This window comes from Daejeonella sp., assembly GCF_036405355.1.
In the GTDB taxonomy this organism is placed as follows: Bacteria; Bacteroidota; Bacteroidia; order Sphingobacteriales; family Sphingobacteriaceae; genus Daejeonella.
In genome coordinates, this window is sequence record NZ_DASWXT010000060.1 from 1 (window position 1) to 23,751 (window position 23,751).

At 38.8% G+C, this 23,751-nt stretch carries 20 protein-coding genes and 1 pseudogene; 13 read left to right on the forward strand and 8 right to left on the reverse strand.

Annotated elements, in window-relative coordinates; genetic code table 11:
• Positions 1-212 (forward strand): annotated as a pseudogene (locus tag VGE44_RS07560) (trimeric intracellular cation channel family protein); the annotation flags it as partial.
• On the opposite strand, the gene VGE44_RS07565 reads toward VGE44_RS07560, so the two are convergent.
• Together VGE44_RS07565 and dapF are read right to left on the reverse strand one after the other, a co-directional pair.
• On the reverse strand, positions 204-3,104 hold the full coding sequence (locus VGE44_RS07565; protein ID WP_331077557.1) for a DEAD/DEAH box helicase: 2,901 nt from the start codon (positions 3,102-3,104) through the stop codon (positions 204-206). The pseudogene VGE44_RS07560 and the gene VGE44_RS07565 overlap by 9 nt on opposite strands.
• Before the next feature lie 238 nt (positions 3,105-3,342).
• Positions 3,343-4,131, reverse strand: coding sequence for a diaminopimelate epimerase (dapF, locus tag VGE44_RS07570; protein WP_331077560.1), 789 nt, complete (start codon positions 4,129-4,131; stop codon positions 3,343-3,345).
• A 237-nt stretch (positions 4,132-4,368) separates the two neighbouring features.
• On the opposite strand from dapF, the gene VGE44_RS07575 reads away from it, so the two are divergent.
• The 7 genes from VGE44_RS07575 to VGE44_RS07605 all read left to right on the forward strand — a co-directional run bounded on the left by VGE44_RS07575 (position 4,369) and on the right by VGE44_RS07605 (position 13,684).
• Entirely contained in the window at positions 4,369-5,874 is a 1,506-nt protein-coding gene (locus VGE44_RS07575) for a Do family serine endopeptidase (RefSeq protein ID WP_331077562.1), read from the forward strand.
• A gap of 305 nt (positions 5,875-6,179) precedes the next feature.
• Complete coding sequence (locus VGE44_RS07580) at positions 6,180-6,962, forward strand: succinate dehydrogenase cytochrome b subunit (RefSeq protein WP_331077564.1); 783 nt, start codon at positions 6,180-6,182, stop codon at positions 6,960-6,962.
• A gap of 45 nt (positions 6,963-7,007) precedes the next feature.
• On the forward strand, positions 7,008-8,942 hold the full coding sequence (locus VGE44_RS07585; RefSeq protein ID WP_331077566.1) for a fumarate reductase/succinate dehydrogenase flavoprotein subunit: 1,935 nt from the start codon (positions 7,008-7,010) through the stop codon (positions 8,940-8,942).
• A gap of 84 nt (positions 8,943-9,026) precedes the next feature.
• Positions 9,027-9,794, forward strand: a complete 768-nt coding sequence (locus tag VGE44_RS07590; protein ID WP_331077568.1) for a succinate dehydrogenase/fumarate reductase iron-sulfur subunit — start codon at positions 9,027-9,029, stop codon at positions 9,792-9,794.
• Between the two features lie 402 nt (positions 9,795-10,196).
• Positions 10,197-10,733, forward strand: a complete 537-nt coding sequence (locus VGE44_RS07595) for a hypothetical protein (RefSeq protein ID WP_331077570.1) — start codon at positions 10,197-10,199, stop codon at positions 10,731-10,733.
• A 153-nt stretch (positions 10,734-10,886) separates the two neighbouring features.
• A complete protein-coding gene (locus VGE44_RS07600; RefSeq protein WP_331077572.1) occupies positions 10,887-12,290 on the forward strand; it encodes an MBL fold metallo-hydrolase in 1,404 nt (467 codons plus the stop codon).
• A 44-nt stretch (positions 12,291-12,334) separates the two neighbouring features.
• Complete coding sequence (locus VGE44_RS07605; protein ID WP_331077574.1) at positions 12,335-13,684, forward strand: M20/M25/M40 family metallo-hydrolase; 1,350 nt, start codon at positions 12,335-12,337, stop codon at positions 13,682-13,684.
• Here the strand turns inward: VGE44_RS07605 and VGE44_RS07610 are convergent, their stop codons facing one another.
• The 3 genes from VGE44_RS07610 to VGE44_RS07620 are packed head-to-tail and all read right to left on the reverse strand — an operon-like array spanning position 13,685 to position 15,572.
• Positions 13,685-14,485 carry an ABC transporter permease gene (locus VGE44_RS07610; RefSeq protein WP_331077576.1) on the reverse strand — a complete coding sequence of 267 codons (801 nt, stop codon included), beginning with the start codon at positions 14,483-14,485 and terminating at the stop codon, positions 13,685-13,687.
• 1 nt (position 14,486) lies between these two features.
• On the reverse strand, positions 14,487-15,392 hold the full coding sequence (locus VGE44_RS07615; protein WP_331077578.1) for an ABC transporter ATP-binding protein: 906 nt from the start codon (positions 15,390-15,392) through the stop codon (positions 14,487-14,489).
• 3 nt (positions 15,393-15,395) lie between these two features.
• The gene (locus VGE44_RS07620) at positions 15,396-15,572 is read right to left on the reverse strand and encodes a hypothetical protein (protein ID WP_331077580.1); all 177 of its coding nucleotides are present in this window, start codon (positions 15,570-15,572) and stop codon (positions 15,396-15,398) included.
• A gap of 200 nt (positions 15,573-15,772) precedes the next feature.
• Between VGE44_RS07620 and VGE44_RS07625 the strand changes: the two genes are divergently transcribed.
• Together VGE44_RS07625 and VGE44_RS07630 are read left to right on the forward strand one after the other, a co-directional pair.
• Positions 15,773-16,783, forward strand: coding sequence for a sensor histidine kinase (locus tag VGE44_RS07625; protein WP_331077582.1), 1,011 nt, complete (start codon positions 15,773-15,775; stop codon positions 16,781-16,783).
• 1 nt (position 16,784) lies between these two features.
• A complete protein-coding gene (locus tag VGE44_RS07630; protein ID WP_331077584.1) occupies positions 16,785-17,507 on the forward strand; it encodes a LytTR family DNA-binding domain-containing protein in 723 nt (240 codons plus the stop codon).
• Between the two features lie 16 nt (positions 17,508-17,523).
• On the opposite strand, the gene VGE44_RS07635 is transcribed toward VGE44_RS07630, so the two are convergent.
• The 3 genes from VGE44_RS07635 to metK form a co-directional block, all read right to left on the reverse strand.
• The gene (locus VGE44_RS07635) at positions 17,524-18,252 is read right to left on the reverse strand and encodes a lysophospholipid acyltransferase family protein (RefSeq protein WP_331077586.1); all 729 of its coding nucleotides are present in this window, start codon (positions 18,250-18,252) and stop codon (positions 17,524-17,526) included.
• A gap of 32 nt (positions 18,253-18,284) precedes the next feature.
• Positions 18,285-18,848 (reverse strand): NUDIX hydrolase, encoded by a 564-nt coding sequence (locus VGE44_RS07640; RefSeq protein WP_331077588.1) that lies wholly within the window; start codon positions 18,846-18,848, stop codon positions 18,285-18,287.
• Positions 18,849-19,010: 162 nt separating this feature from the next.
• Positions 19,011-20,267 (reverse strand): methionine adenosyltransferase, encoded by a 1,257-nt coding sequence (metK, locus tag VGE44_RS07645; RefSeq protein ID WP_331077590.1) that lies wholly within the window; start codon positions 20,265-20,267, stop codon positions 19,011-19,013.
• Between the two features lie 218 nt (positions 20,268-20,485).
• Here metK and VGE44_RS07650 point away from each other — a divergent pair, with 218 nt between their 5' ends.
• From VGE44_RS07650 to pckA, 3 genes are all read left to right on the forward strand, one after another.
• A complete protein-coding gene (locus tag VGE44_RS07650) occupies positions 20,486-21,358 on the forward strand; it encodes a diacylglycerol kinase family protein (protein ID WP_331077592.1) in 873 nt (290 codons plus the stop codon).
• 2 nt (positions 21,359-21,360) lie between these two features.
• A complete protein-coding gene (locus VGE44_RS07655) occupies positions 21,361-21,705 on the forward strand; it encodes a translation initiation factor (RefSeq protein ID WP_331077594.1) in 345 nt (114 codons plus the stop codon).
• Between the two features lie 137 nt (positions 21,706-21,842).
• The gene (gene pckA / locus VGE44_RS07660) at positions 21,843-23,453 is read left to right on the forward strand and encodes a phosphoenolpyruvate carboxykinase (ATP) (protein WP_331077596.1); all 1,611 of its coding nucleotides are present in this window, start codon (positions 21,843-21,845) and stop codon (positions 23,451-23,453) included.
• Positions 23,454-23,751 lie beyond the last annotated feature (298 nt).

Consider the following 23,751-nt stretch of genomic DNA (forward strand, 5'->3'; position numbering starts at 1 on the left):
CCCTGATTAATGAAGTACCCCTTATTTTCAAAAAGGAGATCTATGCTACTGCCTGTTTATCAGGGGCAGCTATCTTTGTATTATTAAAACTGCTTAATGTTAATGATAATATGAACTCATTTATCAGTGTTGCGGTAATCATTCTGATACGGACATTTGCAGTCAAGTATCAACTTACACTTCCCAAGGTCGGTTCTAAAAAATCAGCTTAAGATTTCCTCTATATCTTTAGCGGTTAAAGATTTAACAAAACTTTCTTCTGTGGTAATCAGAGATTCAGCTACTTTGCGTTTACGGTTTTGTAAGGCAAGGATCTTTTCTTCGACCGTATCTTTAGTGATAAACTTGTAGATAAATACATTTTTATTCTGCCCAATTCGATGTGTACGGTCAATTGCCTGCTGTTCAACAGCTGGGTTCCACCAGGGATCCAGAATAAATACATAATCTGCCTCTGTCAGGTTAAGACCAACACCACCTGCCTTTATTGAGATCAGAAAAAGCTTGATATCTTTATCAGACTGAAACTTCCTCACCACCTCTCCGCGTTTGGATGTAGCCCCGTCAAGGTAGGAGTACGGAACATTGGTCGAATTAAAATATTGCCGGTAGATATCAAGATGCTTTACAAACTGCGAGAACACAAGCACTTTATGGCCTCTGGAAAGCACGTTTTCAAGCGTATGGATTACATTTTCGAATTTTCCGGAATCACCTTCATATCCATCATCGATCATTTGCGGGTGATTGGCAATCTGCCTTAACTTGGTGAGCCCCTGCAATACCTGGATCTGGGATTTTTTGAATGAGCCATCCTCCAGATTCAGCAGAAGCACATTACGATACTCTGATTTGATCTTTTCATAATACTCTTTCTGTTCCTCGCTCATCTGGCAGTAGAATAGGTTCTCGGTTTTTGGAGGCAATTCTGTAGCTACCTGTGATTTGGTGCGTCGCAATACAAATGGTTTGATCAGGGCTTGCAGCCTGGCAGCCTTCTCTTCATCCTTTTTCTTTTCAATCGGTATCACAAACTCTGAATAGAACAAACTCTGGCTTCCCAATAAACCAGGATTGATGAACGACATCTGGGTCCAAAGATCATTGACTGTGTTTTCTACAGGAGTACCACTCAAGATTAATTTATGTTTTGATTTCAGGGCTTTAACCGCTTTGAATGATTTTGAAGACGGATTCTTTATATTCTGACTTTCATCAAGAATAATGTAATTGAAATAAAAGGTTTTTAATGATTCGATATCGACCCTGCAAATTCCATAAGTCGTGAATACTATATCATAGGCTGTAAACCTTTCTACATCCTTGTTTCGGAAACTCCCGGTATGCACATGAATTTTGAGTTTAGGGGCGAATTTTTTGGCTTCATTCAGCCAGTTATAAACCAGTGAGGTAGGCATTATGATAAGAGATGTAGTATGAATACCTTCTTCCTGCTTATCCTCCTTGATCTTTTGCATCAGGGCAAGAGTTTGTACGGTCTTGCCAAGACCCATATCATCGGCAAGGCATCCACCAAAATTATATTTCTTTAAAAAATGGAACCAGTTATAACCGGCTTTTTGGTATGGACGTAATATGCCATTGAATGCTTTTGGAACATCAAATTCTTCAATTTCTTCAAAATCAGCCAATTTTTGAAGCTTTCTGTCCATTGTGACGGTAGCCAGATCACTATTACTAAAATCATTAACTAAACCGATATGATATTTCTTAAGCCTTAGCTGTTTACCACTTTCTGTAAATTGAAGCAGATTACTGTACTGTGCAAACCATTCTTCAGGAATTACAGCAATTTCTCCGGATGGTAGTTTGAACTCCCTGATCTTGTTCAGGATATGATTTTTGAGATCTATGAACGGAATCTGGTATGGTCCGAAATGTACAACGGCATGGATATCAAACCAGTCGTTGTTTTCACGGATCTCAAGATCTAATTTGCTTCTGCCAATCACATACCGTTTTGAACCCTCTGTTTGTTCAAATGAAAAGCCTCTTTCCCCCAACTCATCATGATGCTGATTTAGCCAGTTCATCACACTGAATGAAGATGCTTCTGCATCCTGATAAATAGCTTCCGGACTAAAAACATTCTGAAATAATGATCCGGAAGATTTTAGACCAAGCTCCTGGAGGATATTGATTTTATTTTTTTCCCAGCTTAATGAACGTTTGATCCTATGAAAAATATAATCATTGTCCTTTTTCTCCATTCTGACAGTTACCCTTCTGTCACTTCCTGCAGGGAAGACATAATCGCCATACCTGAAGTAAAGCTGCAGGAGCGGACTTTCAGTTCCGGAATGAAGTAATTTCAAAATCGGAACGGCTTCAAATTTCTCGGTGCGGATCTCAAAACCTTCTGCATAAACGGCATGTTTTTCAATCAAAGGGGCAACAAACTTCTCAAAATATGTTTTTTCTGAGGATTTTGGAATCGAGATATAGCGTTTATTGAGAAAGGGAAGCAGTTTTTTTCCTTCCACATCTTCTTCGAAATAATAAAGTACATCTTCAAGCAGGAGCCAGGCGGGATGATTGCAAATAATCTGTGCATCTTTAAACATAAATTCAATGCGCTGTCCCTGAAATTTAATTGTTGGAAAATATCTTGTTTCAGTAACACTGCGCCTGAAGTGGAATAAAACTGAGGCAGGTTCTGATGCGATAATCAGCTTACGCTCAACCGGCCAGCCTTCTTTACTCATCTGAAACAGATCCTTACCACCGATCAGTCTTAGTGCTTCAACAAGTTTTTTTTCAATTTTTGGCCGGATTACCTCATAGATTTTTTCGTCAAAGATTGTTCTGAAATACTCAACCGGACGAATGGCTTTTTTATGAAAACGTTTAATGATATGACTCTGCTCTATTTCTTCAAGCAGTTTGATCAGTCTGAAATCGGTTTCATCTAAGATGGATGAAAACTCTTCTGCAGTTGTGCTGAACAGGCGCTGATAGGTAAGGGAGAATCCCTCATCAGAGTTCAGTTGTACAACATGTGGTTCGATGAGGTAGCCAAGAAAATCATGCTTGCATATAGAATATACAATTTTGCATGGTTTATTACTGTCAACTCTCAACATAGCTTGTTTGAAAAATATAAGAAAGCTGACTATTAAAAAATTCTAAATCTAAATAGAATTTTCTTTTTTATCCTAAATACCGCAACAAATATGAAATTTTAAAATGGAGGCAATTATTTCGAAAATTTCATAAATAAATGGCCCGACAGATTGTTTTTATTGCCAATATTGAAATTGTACGATAAAGAAATACTTAGGTTTCAATTCTCTGAACCAGATGATGCAGAGGGATGCGGAATCAGATATTAATTGCACCCAGAAAAACAAAGGTAGCCGGTCCTTCTAAAAACACTTCGCTGAAAGAGTTGCCATCGTATTTGAAATCTACACTCAAATCCCCGCCTCTTACTTTGATTGCTGAATGTATTTTACCGCTTAGCCCTTTTTTCTTAGCCATGCTCATAGCAACAGCTGTTACCCCTGTTCCGCAGGCGTATGTTTCATCTTCAACACCTCTTTCATAAGTTCTGACGAAATAGGAATCGCCAAGATCCTCCACAAAGTTGACATTGATGCCCTGTGTTTTATAGGTTTCGTTATAGCGTATATTTTTGCCATCAAGATAGACATCTTTTTTATCAAGATCCTTTACGGGAAGAACATAATGAGGTGAACCGGTATTGAGGATATAGGCTTCCCCATCAGACCGTATGGATTGAACATCAATCATTTGTAAGCTGACCCAGGTTCCTTTTTCTGAAATTTTGGCATAATGCGGGCCATCAACTGCCAAAAAGTTAGTTTCATCATTAATGATTTCCAGGTGTTTTGCAAAAGCCACGATACATCTTCCTCCATTGCCACACATACTCCCTTCGCGGCCATCGGCATTAAAATAAAGCATCTCAAAATCATAACCCTCTTTAAGCTGAAGAACCATCAGTCCGTCTGCACCAATTCCAAAATGGCGATCACAAAGTTTTTTTATGGCCTCAGGTTGATTAACTAAAGGAAATGTTTGATTTCTGTTATCTATGAGGATAAAATCATTTCCGGCGCCCTGGTATTTGAAAAAGTTAAGATGCATATAAATAATGTCATAAAAGCCGTGTTGGCTGCAATGTTCAATCTTATTAATTAAACATTTTATAAATTTCGGTATTTAAATTGAAAATGCCTTGGATTGAGAGGCAGAATTAAAACCAGGGTTAATATCTTTAACATTTTTTAACATAAAATGGATACCCTCCTTTAATGATTTGCGTTTAAGTGGTATTAATTTTGAGTATAGTTTAACATTAAAGAAAAATAGTATAATTAACATATGAAAAAGATAGGTGTAACTTTTTTAGCGGCATGTCTGGGTGGGGCTGTTGCTATCGGATCTTATAAGTTTTTTGAGAGCAGATATGGTGATGGGATGTCTTTTGAAGACAAACAGAAAGTATATTTCACAAATAATCCAGGATCTGTAATCAATTCATCCACCGGTGCTTTGGATTTTACACAGGCTGCTGCTACAGTTACTCCGGCAGTTGTACATATCAAAACTACGTATAACACTAATGCGAGCGGGGGGTATCCCGGCCGTGATCAGATGCAGGATATGTTTGAAGATTTCTTTGGTGGTCGCCGTCGTCAGCAAGGTCCTGCTCAGGGTTCAGGTTCAGGAGTAATTATTTCGGATGACGGATATATTGTAACCAATAACCACGTTGTAGACAATGCCGACAAAATTGATGTAATCCTTCCTGATAAACGTTCACTGGTTGCAAAAGTTATTGGAAAAGATGCAAATACTGACCTTGCCCTGCTTAAAATTGAAGGATCTGGTTTTCCGATCGTAAAACTTGGAAACTCTGATGATGTCCGTGTTGGGGAGTGGGTATTGGCAGTTGGTTATCCATTTGCTCTGAATACTACAGTTACTGCAGGTATTGTTAGTGCTAAAGGAAGACAGATTGGAATTCTCGACCAGGGTATTGAGCCTGATGAAGATGGCAGGCCTCAGGCCAGGACGGCAATCGAATCATTTATTCAAACTGATGCTGCAATCAATCGTGGTAACAGCGGTGGAGCATTAGTGAATACGAAAGGCGAATTAATCGGTGTGAATGCTGCAATAGCTTCACAAAGCGGAAGTTACGAAGGATATGGTTTTGCGATTCCGATTAACCTTGCTAAAAAGGTGCTCAATGATTTCAAAGAGTATGGTTCTGTAAGGAGAGGGTATATAGGTATCAATTTCACCGGGCTTGATGCTGAGCAGTCCAAGCGTCTTGGGGTAAATGAAATCAACGGACTTTATGTGAATGAAGTTTTGCCTGGCGGTGGTGCAGCACAGGCAGGCTTGAAAGAAGGAGATATCATTACCAAAGTTGACGGGAATCAGATTATATCCCCATCTGATCTTCAGGAACGCATTGGTCGTTTAGGCCCTGGTGATAAGGTTCAGCTTTCTTACCTGAGAGATGGAAAGACCTTAACCTCAAGTGTGACTCTGAAAGGTGAAGAATCTGTTAAAACAGCAAAAAATTCATCAAGTGTGGTTACAAAAAATCTTGGGGCAAGCTTTGCCCCTGTATCCGAAGCTGTTAAAAAGAAATATAAGATTAGTTCTGGTGTACTGGTAACAAGCGTTAAATCTGGAGGTTTCTTTGATCAGCTTGATCTTGTTCAGGGGACAATAATTACTTCAATTAATGGCCGTCCAATCAATAAAACAGAGGATATTGAAAGCGCAATTACAGCCGGCAGAAATAATATGGCTACTGTGAATGCCATTAGTCCTGACGGAATGCAGATTAGATATCAGTTTCAGGTGAGGTAAACGTAACAGATTATACCAATGAAAGCCTTTTCAATTAATTTAAAAGGCTTTCATGTTTTTAATATATGCCTATCCAGTTCTTTCCTATGAAAAGCCTTTAGCCGCATCAAAAGGAATATTTAGTTTTGAATAAGGCTTTCTATGCCGGCCCGGGTTCGGGATATAAAACTCCTAATATCTCCCAAAAAAATTTAGATTGTTTCTAAATAGATAAAATCACTTGCTCCCTGACTTGGATCTGCGTGATTTTTAGCATATAATGATAAATTTGCTTCCTGAATAATTAAAATAATTAGAACAAGGTAATGAGCAATTTCGCAAAAACGTTCTCATCCTCATTGGGGAAAAAGCTGGTAATGGCCTTAACAGGCTTATTCCTGTGTACTTTCCTTATTGTGCACTTAGTTGGGAACCTACAGTTGTTTAAGGATGATGCAGGCCAGGCTTTTAATGCCTATGCCTATTTCATGACACATTTTACACCAATCAAGGTGGTTTCTTATTTGTTGTATGCCTCAATTATTATCCATGCACTTTATGCATTAATCATAAGCTTAGGTAATAAAAAGGCTCGCCCAATCGCCTATGCAGTACAGGCTGGGAATCAAAATAGTCCGTGGACCTCACGAAATATGGGTATCCTGGGCACTATTTTGTTGGTTTTCATTGTGGTTCACATGGGTGATTTCTGGTGGAAATACCATAATGCCGACTTGCCATATGCTAAGTATGAGATCAGTCTGGATAACCCGAATGATATTCAGGTTTCAGAATTACCTTATGATGCGAACCGACTCGTGCATTCAGAGATAACTGACTTGCAGGCCGGCAAAAAAATTGTTGTTTCTAAGGATCTTTACAAGATTGTAAACAATGCATTTCAAACCTGGTGGTATGTTTTATTATATGTAATTGCAATGGCCGCATTGTCGTTCCACCTGATTCATGGCTTCAGAAGTGCGTTCCAAACTATTGGCTGGAACAATAACAGGTATTTGCCGCTTGTTCGCTTTATAGGTGTCTGGGTATTTGGGGTCTTGGTTCCACTTGCCTTCGCTGCAATGCCATTATATTTTTTCTTTAAATAGGATTACACAATACCCGGGAAACTGGGGTTAAAATAAATTTCTGAGATGAAATTAGATGCTAAAATACCAGAAGGCCCATTAGCCGAAAAATGGTCTAAACATAAATTCAACCTTAAGCTGGTTAATCCGGCAAATAAAAGGAAATATACGGTTATTGTCGTAGGTACTGGCTTAGCAGGTGCTTCAGCAGCTGCATCACTTGCGGCACTTGGCTATAACGTAAAGGCTTTTTGCTATCAGGATAGTCCACGCAGAGCACACTCAATTGCTGCTCAGGGTGGTATTAACGCTGCAAAGAATTATCAGAATGATGGTGACAGTGTGCATCGTTTGTTCTATGATACGATAAAGGGAGGTGATTACCGCGCCCGTGAAGGTAATGTTTACCGTCTGGCAGAGGTTTCCGTCAATATTATTGATCAGTGTGTGGCACAGGGGGTTCCTTTTGCAAGAGAATACGGAGGTTTGCTGGATAACCGTTCATTTGGTGGTTCTCAGGTATCGCGTACATTTTATGCGAGAGGTCAAACCGGGCAGCAATTATTGCTGGGAGCTTATTCAGCATTGAATCGTCAGATTAACCTAGGAAAAGTAAAGATGTTTACCCGTCATGAAATGATGGATGTGGTAAAGATTGATGGCGAAGCTAAGGGTATTGTTACCCGTGACCTGATCACTGGTGAGATTGAAACTCATGCTGCTCATGCTGTGCTTTTATGTACAGGTGGTTATGGTAACGTATTTTACCTTTCGACCAATGCAATGGGCTGTAACGTAACGGCTGCCTGGAAAGCACATAAGCGTGGGGCATTTTTTGCAAACCCATGTTTTACTCAGATTCACCCAACCTGTATTCCGGTAAGCGGAGATCATCAGTCGAAACTGACCCTGATGTCTGAATCATTGCGGAATGATGGACGGGTTTGGGCACCAAAGACTGTTGAATTAGCACAAAAGCTAAGGAGTGGTGAAATAAAAGTGACCGATTTGAAAGAAGAGGACCGCGATTACTTCCTGGAGCGTAAATATCCTGCTTTTGGTAATCTTGTTCCACGGGACGTGGCATCCCGTAATGCTAAAGAAATGGTGGATGAAGGTCGTGGAGTTGGTGCTTCAGGTATTGCAGTTTACCTTGATTTTGCAGAGGCAATAGGACGTTTGGGAGAGGATGCAGTACGTGCAAGATATGGTAACCTCTTTGATATGTACCAGCAGATCACTGATGAGAATCCATATAAGCAGCCGATGCGGATCTATCCTGCAGTACATTATACTATGGGAGGCCTTTGGGTTGATTATAATCTTCAGACTACTGTAAAAGGACTTTATTGTCTGGGAGAAGCAAACTTTTCAGATCATGGTGCGAACCGTTTGGGAGCATCTGCCCTGATGCAGGGACTTGCTGATGGATATTTTGTTATTCCTTATACTTTAGGTGATTATTTAGCTACTATCGGCCCGAAAGCAGTTGATGTAAAACATCCTTCATTTGAAGAGGCAAAAAAGAACGTTGTCGATAGAGTAAATCAGTTATTATCCTTAAAAGGAACCAAAACAGTGAACGAATATCACCGTGAATTAGGTCATATCATGTGGGAGTACTGTGGGATGGCCCGTACTGAAGAGGGTTTGACCAAGGCAAAAGGGATGATCCGTGAGCTTCGTGAAGATTTCTGGAAAAATGCAAGGGTTTCAGGTTCAAATAATGAGTTTAATCAGAGCCTTGAAAATGCTGGCCGCGTGGCCGATTTCCTTGAGCTGGGTGAGCTAATGATTGATGATGCGTTGAACAGAAAGGAATCATGTGGTGGTCATTTCCGTTTGGAAAGTCAGACCGAAGAAGGCGAGGCATTACGTGATGACGAAAATTACGCCTATGCAGCTGCATGGGAGTATAAAGGTGATAACCAGCCAGAGGTTTTACATAAAGAAGAGCTGGTTTTCGAGAATGTTAAATTATCACAGAGAAGTTATAAATAATCAGATGTGAGACATGAGATATGAGACATCAGAACTTCAGTTCCCATCTCTTATCTCAGACCTCTTATCTCAAATCTCAAAAAAATGAGTAAAAATATGAATTTGACGTTAAAGGTTTGGCGTCAGAAAAATGCCGATACTAAGGGTAAATTCGTTACCTATCAGGCTGATCATGTATCTCCGGATATGTCATTCCTGGAAATGCTTGACGTTGTTAATGAAGACCTGACCAAGAAAGGCGATGATCCGATTCATTTTGATCATGATTGCCGTGAAGGTATTTGCGGAGCCTGTTCACTTCATATCAACGGCAGGCCACATGGTCCGAAGCATGGTATTACTACCTGCCAGTTACATATGCGTTCTTTTAATGATAATGATACAGTTGTAATTGAGCCATGGCGTGCTGAAGCATTTCCTGTAATCAGGGATCTGGCAGTAGATCGTGGTGCTTTTGATCGTATTCAGGCTGCAGGCGGGTTCGTTTCAGTAAATACAGGTGGCGTTCCTGATGCGAATGCGATTCCAATTCCTAAAGTTATTGCTGATGAGGCATTTAACTCTGCAACCTGCATCGGATGTGGAGCCTGTGTGGCAGCTTGTAAAAATGCTTCTGCAATGCTGTTTGTTTCAGCAAAAGTTTCACAGTTAGCTTTGCTACCACAAGGTCAACCAGAACGTTATCGAAGAGTCCAGGCCATGGTTGCACAAATGGACGCCGAAGGTTTTGGAAGTTGTACCAATACGGGTGCTTGTGAAGCTGAATGCCCGAAAGAAATTTCAATAACCAATATCGCAAGAATGAACCGCGATTATTTTACCGCTAAATTAATTAAGCAGGAAGAAGTATAAAGTAATTCTGATATAAAGCAAAAGGCTCAAACGCAATTCTGTGTTTGAGCCTTTTGCTTTATATGAATTATCAATTACGAATTACGGATTCCCGGTTACCTTTAGTAGTGTTGCATTTCAGTTCCTTTTTTTGGTAATAGGAAATGGGAAATAGGGAATGGATCTAAACGCTGCACTATTACCTGTTCTCCATTTCCTATTTCCCAATCGAACCTGTATCAAATCTCAAACTCAATACCCACTACAACTTTGAGTATCCCATTCCCCAATCGGGAAAAATTATCCCATATAATTCCCACATTTTAGTCAAAAAACGCTCTTTTTAGCCTTTCTGGCGCTTGGTCTGCTATTTGTCTATGTATTATCAAACATTGATAAAATTAAAACAGACATAAACAAAACATGAAAAAAGTAATTATAACATTCGCAATTGCAGCAGTATCATTATTAAGTACCAAATCATTTGCACAGACTGCAAATTTGAACATCACCATTTCTGATGTTTTATCATTCAGTGTAACTCAGCCTGCATCGTTGGATGTGAACTTTGATACAGAGACAAAATATACGAATGGTATTACTGCATTGGCAACAGACCACGTGAGTGTAACCAGTTCAAGAGGATATGTGGTTAAGGCAATTGCAGGAACGGTAACAGGTTCGGCAGCAATCGCACCAGGATCAGTAAAGATCACTTCAGCAGTAGGAGCAACAAACAGTGGTAATACAGCAGGTATTACTTACGGTTCAGCAGTAACTTTGCCGGTATCGGGTGGAACAGCAGCAACAGTTATTACAGCAGCAAACACTTCATGGAGTGGTTCAAACTCTACGAACAAATTCAATATTTCTTACCTGATTGGTGCAGGCGGTGCATACGCAGGAAAAGCAACAAGTTTAAATGTGGTACCGGTAGTATATACAGTAACACAACAATAATTTTATGTTTGTTTTTGGTTGAAATGAGGCTCTTCGGAGCCTTTTTTTGTTTTAATAATTATTGAATGCGGTTCTTTCTTTTGCTATGATATAGCGGGATATTGACTTTATTAAATTAATTTTGGCTATACCCTTTTATTTAATATCTGATATATGCGTATAAGTTTTCATGGTGCTGCAAGGAATGTAACCGGGAGTAAGCATTTAATTTCTCTGGATAACGGAATAAAAATTTTACTTGACTGCGGAATGTTTCAGGGCATGGGCGAAGAAACCGATCAGCTAAATGAGCATTTTGGATTCAACCCTTCAGAAATAAATTATCTTATTCTTAGCCATGCTCATATAGATCATTGTGGACTGATTCCCAGAGTAATAGCTCAGGGATTTAAAGGCGAGGTGCTCTGTACCGCAGCAACCATGGATCTTGCTAGGATTTTACTTATGGATTCTGCAAGAATTCAGCAGCAGGATTCAGATTATAGCAATAAGCACCGGAAACGAAAAGGATTGCCTTTGCTTAAACCTTTGTACACAGAAGAAGATGCCATGCACGCATTGCATCAGTTTAAGATTATAAAGTACAATACAGAGCATCAGATAAGCGATGATATCAGTGTTCTTTTAACGGATGTGGGTCATATTATCGGTAGCGCAGCTGTTCACCTTTCAATAAAGGAAAATGCTAAGACAACGCGTTTAACCTTTAGTGGTGACGTTGGTCGTTACGGTGATCTGATTCTCAAATCTCCCGCGACCTTCCCGCAATCGGATTATATCCTTCTTGAATCAACTTATGGGGATAGTTTGCATGAGGATGCTGAACCAGCGGAAAATTTACTCAAAGAGATCATTCATCAGACCTGCATTTTAAGAGGCGGCAAGGTAATTATTCCGGCATTCAGTGTTGGCCGTACTCAGGAATTACTTTATTCATTGAATCATCTTGAAGAGCGGGGAATTCTTCCTGATGTAAAATACTATGTTGACAGCCCGCTATCCATCAAAGCTACAAATGTGGTTAAAAGCCATCCTGAGAATTTTAATAAACATGTTCAGGATGTCATGCTGCACGATGACGATCCTTTTAATTTTAAAAATTTGAGCTTTATTCAGGATACTAGTGCTTCTATAGCTTTAAACACTGATCCGGAGCCTTGTGTAATAATTTCTGCATCCGGAATGGCGGAAGCAGGAAGGGTTAAGCATCACATAAAAAATAATATTGCCGATGAAAAGAATACCATTCTGATGGTAGGATATTGCGAACCAAATTCTTTAGGGGGAAGGTTAATAGCCGGATATAATACTGTGACTATTTTCGGAGAAGAGTTTCCTGTCAGGGCTGAAATAAGGTCTGTTCGATCCTTGAGCGCCCATGGTGATTATAATGATTTGTTACAGTTTATCGCTTGCCAGGATCCATCAAAGGTTAAAAAGATATTTTTAGTACATGGCGAATATGACGTTCAACAAAATTTCGTAGAAAAGATCCTGGCCAAAGGATATAAGAATATAGAGATCCCCGAAAGACATCAGGAATTTATTCTGGATTAAAAGCAGGCCAAATCATCCGTTTTCAAAATTGTTAGATTAATACGATGAAATACCTTTTACTAAGTTTATTTATTTTCTCTGCATTTTCCTGCTACTCACAAACTGTAGTAATCAGGCAGGATCAACAGATTAAAAAGATGGTGGATGAAGTATCTGCACAGAATATAGAGATGATCGTCAGAAAACTGGTGACTTTTGAAACGAGGCATAGTCTGAGTGATACAATAAGTACTGCTACCGGCATTGGTGCCGCCCGAAACTGGATTAAATCAGAGTTAGAACGTTATTCTAAAGCATCAGGAGGGCGTTTAAAGGTCGAATTCGATACGTTTACACAACCTGCCGACGGCCGGAGAATTGCCAGTCCGACTATCATGAAAAATGTTTTGGGAATACTGCCAGGTACAGATCCAGCTGATGACAGGGTATTTATAGTTTCAGGTCATTATGATTCAAGGGCATCTGATGTGAACGATTCTAAAATATTTGCTCCGGGTGCAAACGATGACGCTTCAGGGACTGCTGCTGCTATGGAACTGGCCCGGGTGATGAGTCAATATAAATTTAACAGCACCCTGATCTTTGTAGCCATGGTTGCAGAGGAACAAGGCCTTTATGGGGCAGCGAATCTTGCGAAAAGAGCAAAAGCTGAAAATTGGAACCTGGCGGGGATGATTACCAATGATATTGTTGGTAATACTTATGGGATGGGAACAGGTATTAAGGATAATAATAGTGTTAGAATCTTTAGTGAGGGGGTATCAGTTGCAGAAAGCCCTGAGGAGGCTGCCCGCAGAGTCAGTACCGGTTCTGAGAATGATGGACAGGCCCGGCAATTTGCCCGCTATTTGAAAGAAATTGGGGAAAGATATGTAGATCAGTTGAATGTGAAGCTGATTTATCGCCGCGACAGATATCTGAGAGGCGGTGATCATACTCCATTTTCACAGCTGGGCTTCGCAGGTATCCGAATTACTGAAATGAATGAAGATTTTGACCGTCAGCATCAGAATGTAAGGAAAGAAAACGGTGTGGATTATGGAGACCTCCCTGAATTTGTGGATTATAATTATACTCAAAAAGTAACAAGAATGAATCTTGCTTCCCTTGCAAATCTTGCTCTTGCTCCTCGAGAGCCTTTAAATGTGGGTGTTGTAACCAGCGGTCTGACCAATAAAACGGTACTTAAATGGGAGAATCCTGTTGGAGAGAAACCTGCCGGATATTATGTAGTGATGAGAGAGACTACAAGTCCGGTTTGGGAGAAGAAATTTTTCATTACAGGAACTACAGCCAGCCTCAATTACTCAAAAGACAATTATTATTTCGGAGTTCAATCGGTAGATGCTGATGGACATGAAAGTCTGGTGGTGATTCCGAAGTCGGTTCGTTAATTATCTGACACTACGTTTGTTGATTACAAAATAGCCAATGATGAATGTTATGGCCGCTACAATAAGGCTCACATAAATTTCCTGACTCAGCAGGTCGAACTCCATTTGTTCATTCGTATTATTCAGAACCTGCTTCATCATACTTTGCAATGCAAGCATCGGATGGGTATAAGGAATTGTGAATGCGTATTTCCAGCCCAGATTCGCAGTGATTATTCCGAAAACAGTTAGTACGAATCCTATGCCCATGGGCTTCAGGAAATCGGCCCAAAGCAGGCTAAATAAAAACTGAATGGATAAGATCCCTAGGGAGGCCAGGAAAAGTTTAAGGTGTAATTTGAACAGGATTGCTGAAATATCAAACTGATTGAACTTCAGCTCAGGATTCAGGACATTCAATAAATGCCCTGAGGCAATAATAAAGCTGGCAAACAATGCTAAACAAAGTGCATTTAAAAATACCACATAAATATATTTCGCTGAATAAATGCTCCACTTTGGTATAGGAAGAGAAAACAGGCTTTTCCACATTTCAGCCCGGTGTTCAATATTATTGACAGAAAAGGTTTGGAAAATGATCAGGATTGGAAGAATAAGGCTACCCATCACCCCTAAAAATGCCCCGCTGAATCTGAACCACTGCATTTTGGCAGAAAGAAACATTATTCTATCGGCATGGGTATAAAAACCGGCTGTGATGAGAATACATAAAATCAGCGGAAGTAATATTGCTGAAAGAAAAGCAAGCGTTTTTCTTGTTTTATAGAATTCAGATTGAATTGAAAGTAAGAATCCCTGCATTTTATATTTGAGTAATGGATAGGAATAAATTTTCCAGATTTTGTTTACTCATTGTTAAGCTGTAAACTTTGTGATCATGCTTTACAAGCAAGCTATTTATCTCTGCACTATGATTTTCTGATAGGTAGGGTATGAGAATTGTATCTGATAAAATTTCAGCCTGATAACCATTCCTGCATAAAAGCTCCTTCGAGCTGATCAGATCATTGGTTTGGATCTCTAGCTGTTTCTTGCTTACATTATGCAGTTCCTCAATAGTTCCTTGAAAAAGTAATTTTCCACGGTTTATAATTCCAATATGAGTAACCATTTTCTCGACCTCCGAAAGGAGATGACTTGAAATGAAAACGGTTTTTCCCTGTTCTTCTACCAGTCTGCGGATAAGCTGTCTGATTTCGATGATTCCATTTGGGTCAAGTCCGTTGGTTGGTTCGTCCAGAATCAGCAATTTTGGATCATGCAGAAGCGCAAGGGCAATTCCAAGCCGCTGTTTCATGCCCAGAGAATACTGGCCGGCTTTTTTATCTGCATGTTCCGTCAGATTTACCAGATCTAGCATTTTATGAACCTTTACAGAATGCACCTGTAGCAGCAAGGCCCTGTTGAGTAAATTTTCCCTGCCGGATAGATGAGAATATATTGCTGGTTGCTCAATTAATGAGCCGATTCCTGAAAGTATTTCTACTCGATTTTTATTCAGGTCTTTACCAAAAAGAAATACTTTACCTTCATCGGTCTGGAGCAGATTGAGTAATACTTTAATAGTTGTAGTCTTCCCGGCCCCATTAGGCCCAAGAAATCCGTAAATACTTCCCTCTCTGACACTCAGGGAAACCTGATCAAGAACCAGCTGATTACCAAATCGATAGGATAAATTCCTGGTTTCAATAATCAACTCAGGCCCCATTTATTATTTGAGGACAGTGCTGACAAGGCTCTTGAGTGAAGGTACCTGAAACTTTAATCCGGCGCGCTGTTTTTCAACCGGAATTTCATTATTAAGATTGGAAACCAGTAATCCGATAAGCAGGAATAATGGGACAAGTAACATTATGAATGGAGATACGCAATTGGTTAACTTTTTCATATTTTCCTTTTTTGATAGAACAAATAAATACCAAAAAAAATTCTTGATAAAATCTATTAGACCAAGGGGCAATTTTTACAGACCAACGGTACTTTTTATACATCCTGTTATTGATAGCTTGTATTTGCTTGTTGGCAGATTGATTTGGCCTGTTGGTCGAAACTGAATACTTTAAACCGAGGGAAAAGCTATTTTCGATTATGAATAAATCAATGCGGGTTCTTACTCATATCATTGTTTGGATCGCAATACTACTACTCTTTATGTTTATGGGTAGTAATGGTAAGATTGTGCATAAGACTGTGGTAGTTTTTGTATACTTCGGATTAATTAATATCACGATTTTTTACATTAATTATCTGTTCATACTTCCCACATTTCTGAACCGTAAGAAATATTTGTGGTGTGCAATTGTCATACTTTTTCTGGTACTCATTGCATCTTTTGTGAAATGTGGTTTAGCCTATTATTATTATGATATAATAATTAAGCGCGATTCTGGAAAGCATATTATGGCATTCTGGGACTATTTTATGAGTGCCGCATTTGTAAGTTGTCTATTCATCTTCCTCAGCGCTGTTTTAAAATTCGTAACAGATTGGTTTTTGAATGAAAAAATTAAGAGTAATCTCGAGAATGAAAAGCTGATTTCTGAACTGGCTTTTTTAAAATCTCAGATCAATCCCCACTTTTTGTTTAATTCATTAAATAATATTTATTCACTGGCATATCAGAAATCAGAAAAAACCCCTGAGGCTATTTTAAAACTCTCAGAAATCATGAGGTATATGCTATATGAAAGTAATGAAGATAAAGTGGCTCTTGCAGATGAGATACGCTACCTTGAAAATTATATTGAACTTCAGAAATTAAGATTTAAAGATAATAGTTATATCAAATTTGATATAACAGGGGAGGTAGGGGCGCAAAAGATTACACCTCTGGTACTTATTTCCTTTGTTGAAAATGCTTTTAAACATGGAGTAGCTACTGATAAGGATGTGCCAATAAGTATACTTTTGAACATAGAGCCCGGTAAGATATTTTTCAGGACAATTAACAAAAAGAGCAATCAGAACAAGGACGAAACCGGAGGAATAGGTTTGCAAAATGTTCGCAGGAGGCTGGATTTATTATACAAAGACAATTATGAACTGCATATTCAGGATAAGAATGATATTTATAATTGCGAATTATATCTAAATTTATAGAATGATACGTTGCCTGGTAGTTGATGATGAGCCTCTGGCTTTGGATATTCTTGAGGATTATATCAAAAAAGTTCCATTTTTGACATTGGTAAAAACCACAACCAGCGCTATTGAAGGTTTATCTTTAGTTCAGAGCGGTGCCGTTGATCTTGTTTTTCTAGATGTTCAGATGCCCGAACTGACAGGAATTCAGTTCTTGAAAATAATAAATGGCAAATGCGATGTTATACTCACCACTGCCTATTCGCAGTATGCATTAGATGGATATGAGCTGGATGTAGTGGATTACCTTCTTAAACCAATTGCCTTCGATCGTTTCTACAAAGCAGCCCAAAAGGTTCTTCAGAATAAGGGCAATAATCATTCACCTGTTCCCGAATCACCGGTTGTTCAACAAAACAATCATGACTTTATTTTTGTAAAAACCGAACATAAGATCCAGAAAATATATCTTGATGATATACTTTACATTGAGGGCCTGAAAGATTATATATCCATTTTTACAGGAACAGAAAGGATTATAACTCTGCAGAATATGAAGAAAATGGAGGAGTCGCTGCCACCTAAATCCTTTATCAGGGTTCATAAGTCCTATATCATTTCTTTAGGTAAGATTGAAAGTATCGAACGAAGCCGAATTCAGATTGGGGATAAGACTATTCCTATCGGTGATACCTACAGAGATTATTTCTTTAAACAGATTGAAGACAAGAATATCGGATAGACAGATTTGCTTAATATCAGAGCGCCTTTTTTATAGACTCTTGTGCATAGTTCATAATTTCTTCCATCGATTTGCCTTCAGGTTCCAGGGGTTCCAGAACCTCCCAACTCATTTTTTCGCCAAAACTTAATGGGAATGAACCGTATTGCACAAGTTTCCAGGAGTTCCGGATTACAATAGGTACGACAAGTGCATTGGGAGCCTTTTTCAAAATTGTAGCCACACCACCTATGGCAAAAGGTTTTAATTTACCATCTTTTGATCGTGTTCCTTCGGGGAAAATAACAGTCGACCAATTGTTGGCTTTCATTCTTTCGGCCAGCTTTAGAATTTCTACAACCGCCTGTTTACTGTCCTTTCTGTCAATATTAGCACCACCTCCATATTTCAGATTGAATGAAACACTTGGTATTCCCTTTGTTAATTCAATTTTAGATATAAACTTAGCATGATACTTCCTTAGAAACCAGATAAGCGGTGGAATATCATACAAACTTTGGTGATTGGATATAAAAACAATTGGACGTTGCTCAGGTAATTGGTAGAGATTTTTAAAACTTAATGAACTTCCCAGAAGATAATAAGTACTCACCAGGAAGAAATTCAGCAGGTCGACTGATTTTTTGTGTGCTTCCTGTCCCCCCCAATTATAACATACCCATTGTATCGGATGAAAGAGACAGACAAAAAATCCAAAAAATAAATAGTGTATCGGTGAAAAGATATAGCCTAAAAATTTATTCATATAATTATATTAAACATATGGGAAACCATCAATTAAACCAGTTCATTACTTAAAAACATGATTTTCAACTTTAAAATTGCTGCTACACTTAGTGAATCTGTTATTTCTCCATTTAAAACCATTTGATATGTGGTTTCAAACGGTAATTTACGAACGATCAGGTCTTCGCTTTCTTCCGGACATGATTTGCCAAAGCTGAGTTTTCTTGCAAGATAGATGATACCCAGCTCATCACTCACGGAATTCGATAGATGAATTTTTTGAATCTCTATCCATTCTTCTGCTTTAATTCCTGTCTCTTCCAAAAGTTCCCTTTGGGCACTTAAAAGCGGATCATTATTAAGTAAACCACCTCCTTCCGGGATTTCCCAGCTGTATTGTTTCAGGGGAAAGCGATACTGTCCAACAATCCAGGTATTATTTTCCTCATCCAGCGGGATAATACCAATAGCGAGGTTTTTAAAATGTACTTCACCGTAAATTCCATTCCCGCCACCCGGGTTAATTACCTGATGTTCAGTTAGACTAATCCATGGATTTTCATAGATCTTTTCACTCGAAAGGGTTTTCCAGGGGTTTAAGCTCTGATTTTTCATCAGTATCTAATTGTTATATGTACCACATTTGCGGGATTGCATAAACTTATACTCATTGCGCTGTGTAAGTGGTAAGCTCGTCCAGGTTTCATCGATACAATATTAAACAAAAAAGCCTTCTTTCTGTAAAGAGAGAAGGCTTTAAAGTGTAATTATTGGGTATTAAGCCAGGTTGAATGCTTTTTTAACCTGATCAATATAATCCAGTTTTTCCCAGGTAAACAGCTCCACTTCTAAAGTTTTACTATCTCCGTTATTTCCTAAGAATGTTTTAGTTACCACTTCACTTTGACGTCCCATATGGCCGTAAGCTGCGGTTTCAGAATAAATTGGATTACGAAGCTTTAAGCGGGTTTCGATTCCGTATGGAGTCATATCAAAAATAGCTGAGATCTTTTGTGCAATCTCACCATCGTTAAGTCCAACTTTAGCAGTTCCATAAGTATCAACAAATATTCCCATTGGATCTTTAACACCAATGGCATAAGATACCTGTACCAGGATTTCACTGCAAACTCCTGCGGCAACCAGGTTTTTAGCAATATGGCGGGTTGCATAGGCTGCTGAACGATCCACTTTTGAAGGATCTTTTCCTGAGAATGCACCACCACCATGTGCGCCTTTACCACCATAGGTATCAACAATGATCTTACGACCTGTTAATCCTGTGTCTCCATGTGGGCCACCTATCACAAATTTTCCTGTAGGATTGATGTGATATTTGATCTCATCAGTGAAAAGTACCTGAAGCTCTGGTTTAAGTTGTGCTTTTATTCTTGGAATTAAGATAGAGATGATATCCTCCTGAATCTTTTTCTGCATGTTTACTTCTGTATCGAAGTCATCATGCTGAGTGGATACCACGATCGCATCGATGCGAATTGGTCTGTGATCATCACTATATTCAATAGTTACCTGTGATTTCGCATCCGGACGAAGATATTTAATTGCAGAATTCTCTCTGCGAAGTGCAGCAAGTTCTGTTAATATCTTGTGTGCCAGATCTAATGCCAATGGCATATAGTTATCAGTTTCGCCTGTAGCATATCCAAACATCATTCCCTGGTCACCTGCACCCTGATCTTGTTTTTTAACTCTGTCTACTCCCTGATTGATATCAGCAGATTGCTCATGAATTGCAGAGATAACACCACAAGAATCAGCCTCGAACATATATTCAGATTTGGTATAGCCAATTTTACGAACCACTTCACGGGCAATTCTTTGCACATCAAGGTAAGTTTGCGACTTAACTTCACCAGCTAATACAACAAGACCTGTTGTAACTAAGGTTTCACAGGCAACTTTTGAATCAGGATCCCAGGCTAAGAAGTTATCAATTAATGCATCTGATATCTGATCAGCCACTTTATCCGGGTGACCTTCTGATACTGATTCGGAGGTAAATAAATAAGGCATAGAGTTTTAATTAATATTTAAAAATAAGAGATTTCGTAAAATGCAGAAAGCAGATGGAGTGTTTTGATCGATGTAAAAACCAGCAGAATGTTTTAGCACTTTTTTTTACGTGGTTGCAATCAACGCAAATCGATCCACTTTTTTGCAAGGCAAAAGTAGGATAAATATTATGTTCTAGAAAATTTAAGAGTATTTTTGGAGTTAAAATCTAAATTTAATTGAAAAGAAAAATTTTATTCGTTATCAATCCGATTTCAGGTGGAAAAGCCAAATATAATTTCCCTGAAAAGATTGATAAATATCTGGATAAGAGCAAATTTGATTATGAATGTGTCTTTACAGAATATCATGGTCATGGATCTCTGCTTGCAGCTGAAGCGATCAGAAATGGGGTAGATATACTGGTTGCAGTTGGAGGTGATGGGACCATAAATGAGGTAGCAACTGAAGTTGAGGGAACTGACAAGTTAATGGGTATTATACCGTTCGGATCAGGGAATGGCTTGGCCAGATCTTTAGGTATTCCTCTTGGTGATGTTCAGGCTATAAAAAGAATAAATAAGCTTCATGTAAGTAAAATTGATTCCGGTACTTTTAACGGCAGAAAATTCTTTAATATGGCTGGTATCGGTTTTGATGCACAAATCAGTGCTCGTTTTGCTGAAAATGTTAAGCGCGGCCTTAGTAGCTATGTTAAAATAGCTTTCTCAGAAGTTTCCAATTATCGTTCACAGAATTATCATCTTAAAATAGATGGAAAAGAATATGAGCACAAGGCCTTTATGATTAGTGTTGCAAACTCATCTCAGTATGGGAACAACGCGCACATCTCTCCTTTTGCATCCTTGAATGATGGTTTGTTGGATATTTGTATCCTAAGACCATTCCCGTTATATAAATTTCCTGCAATAGCACTTAGAATGTTCAGAAGGAATTCTCATAAATCAAATTACCTGAAGATAATTCAGGGCAGTAATATCACTATTAAGAGAGAGTGTGATGCGGCTGTTCATCTGGATGGAGATCCCTTTAATATGGGGACAGTACTGAGTATTGGAGTTAACCCAGGTTCTTTAAATATCCTTAATTAATTATGTCTAAAAAGAATAAAGGTCTTCAGGGGGTTGTATATTCTACTGAGCCTGATTTTGGTTATATTTCCGATGATCCTGAAATCCTTGAAACTCCCGAACCCCGGCTCCAGGATTTGAGAGTGCAACTCGACAGGAAACAACGCGGTGGTAAAGCGGTTACACTGGTTACGGGTTTTGTTGGAAAGCAAGCAGATCTCGAGCAGCTTGGTAAAAAGCTTAAACAGAAATGCGGGGTTGGCGGATCTGCAAAGGATGGTGAAGTTATTATTCAGGGAGATTTTCGTGAAAAGGTTTTGGCTTTACTTTTGACTGAGGGTTATAAAGCTAAAAAATCCGGGGGCTGATTGGAGCCTTTATAGTATTGAAATTAAGGGCTTTATGCCTTAGTGTTAAAGTTACAATTAGCTGATTTTGAGACAGTTTTATTGTAATGATGAAAATTTTACTCCGTACCTTCGTAAAAATCTTGTTATAAAAGGATATGGATACCAATAAAATTTCGGCCGAAAGGTTAGATCTTGCATACCTGAAACTTAAGCAGGAAAAATCAGTTTATTATCAATTATCCCCGGCAGCTCTAATTGAACAGGCTATCCTGAACGGAGAGGGTAAACTTGCTGAAAGCGGGGCTTTTGCGGCAGATACCGGTGAGTTTACCGGCAGGTCTCCTAAAGATCGTTTCATTGTTTACGACGATATTACCTCAGATACAGTGTGGTGGGGAGATATTAATATCCCGATGAGTCCTGGTAATTTCAATTCCCTGTATACCAGGGTGAGTAACTACTTGTCTGATAAAGATATTTATGTTCGTGATTGTTATGCATGTGCTGCCGAACAGTACAGAATGGATATCAGAATAGTTTCTGAAACTGCCTATCAAAATCTATTTGCAAATAATTTATTCCTTAGAGCAGAGCAGGTAAATCCTGCTTCTCAGCCTGAATGGACTATTATTACTGCGCCCGGATTTTTGGCCGAACCTGTAAGAGACGGAACCAGACAGCATAATTTCTCGATCATAAATTTTTCAAGCAAGATCATTTTGATCGGTGGAACCGGTTATACAGGAGAGATAAAGAAAGGAATATTCTCTGTTTTGAATTTCATCTTACCTCTGCAGCACCAGGTTCTTTCAATGCATTGTTCTGCCAATATGGGCAAGAAAGGTGACACTGCTCTGTTTTTTGGTCTCTCAGGTACCGGCAAAACAACTCTTTCTGCAGATCCTGACAGGGCACTTATTGGTGATGATGAGCATGGTTGGGATAAGGAGACAGTATTTAACTTTGAAGGTGGTTGCTATGCCAAATGTGTAGATTTAAGCCAGGAAAAGGAACCCCAGATTTTCAATGCTGTAAAGTTTGGGGCATTATTGGAGAATATTATTTTTTTTGAGAATACAAGGAAGGTTGATTTTAGCAACACACATAAAACAGAAAACACAAGGGTAGCTTATCCCATTGATTATATTGATAATGCCCTTATCCCTTCAATAGCATCCGGGCCCAGGAATATCTTTTTTTTGACGGCTGATGCATTTGGAGTGCTGCCTCCGATATCCCGATTAAGCAGATCGCAGGCTATGTACCATTTTATCTCGGGTTATACAGCCAAAGTCGCCGGTACAGAAGCTGATGTTGCTGAACCCCAGTTGACCTTTTCAGCTTGCTTTGGAAAGGCCTTTTTACCCCTTCATCCGGCTAAGTATGCAGCGCTTATGGGAAAGAAAATAGTTGAAGGAGATGTAAATGTATGGCTAATTAATACCGGATGGACCGGTGGGGCATATGGAATTGGTACAAGAATGAAGCTTTCATATACCAGAGCAATGATCAGCGCTGCCTTAAATAACGATTTGAATTTAGTTCAATATGAACAACATCCGGTCTTTGATTTGGCCATGCCCTTGTCCTGCCCCGGTGTCCCTTCAGAAGTTTTAAACCCGCGTAATACCTGGAATGATAAACAAGCCTATGATCAGAAAGCTTTAATTTTGGCACAGGCATTTGTATCAAATTTTAAACAATATGAGGAATACGCTGATAATGAGATAATTAGTGCTAATCCTAAAGTATTTTTAAATGTTTAGCATTTAAAATCCTTCAGCAAATTTGCAATTGCAATAAAAAATAGTTTTCATTGTAAAATGATTATCGGGTTTTGATGATAATCATTTTTTAGAACGGCACGTTTCTTGCCACATTCTAGGGATGGCTTTGACAGGATTGAATAAATAGGATTAATAAATTCACAAAAAATTTTTTATTAACTCGAAAATTATATTTTTGTTATCCCGATTAATTGGGAGACAAGTAAATGATATTTTTAAAAATGATAGAAAATTAACATTAACATAAAAACACCAAACAAAAAATCAATTAACTTAT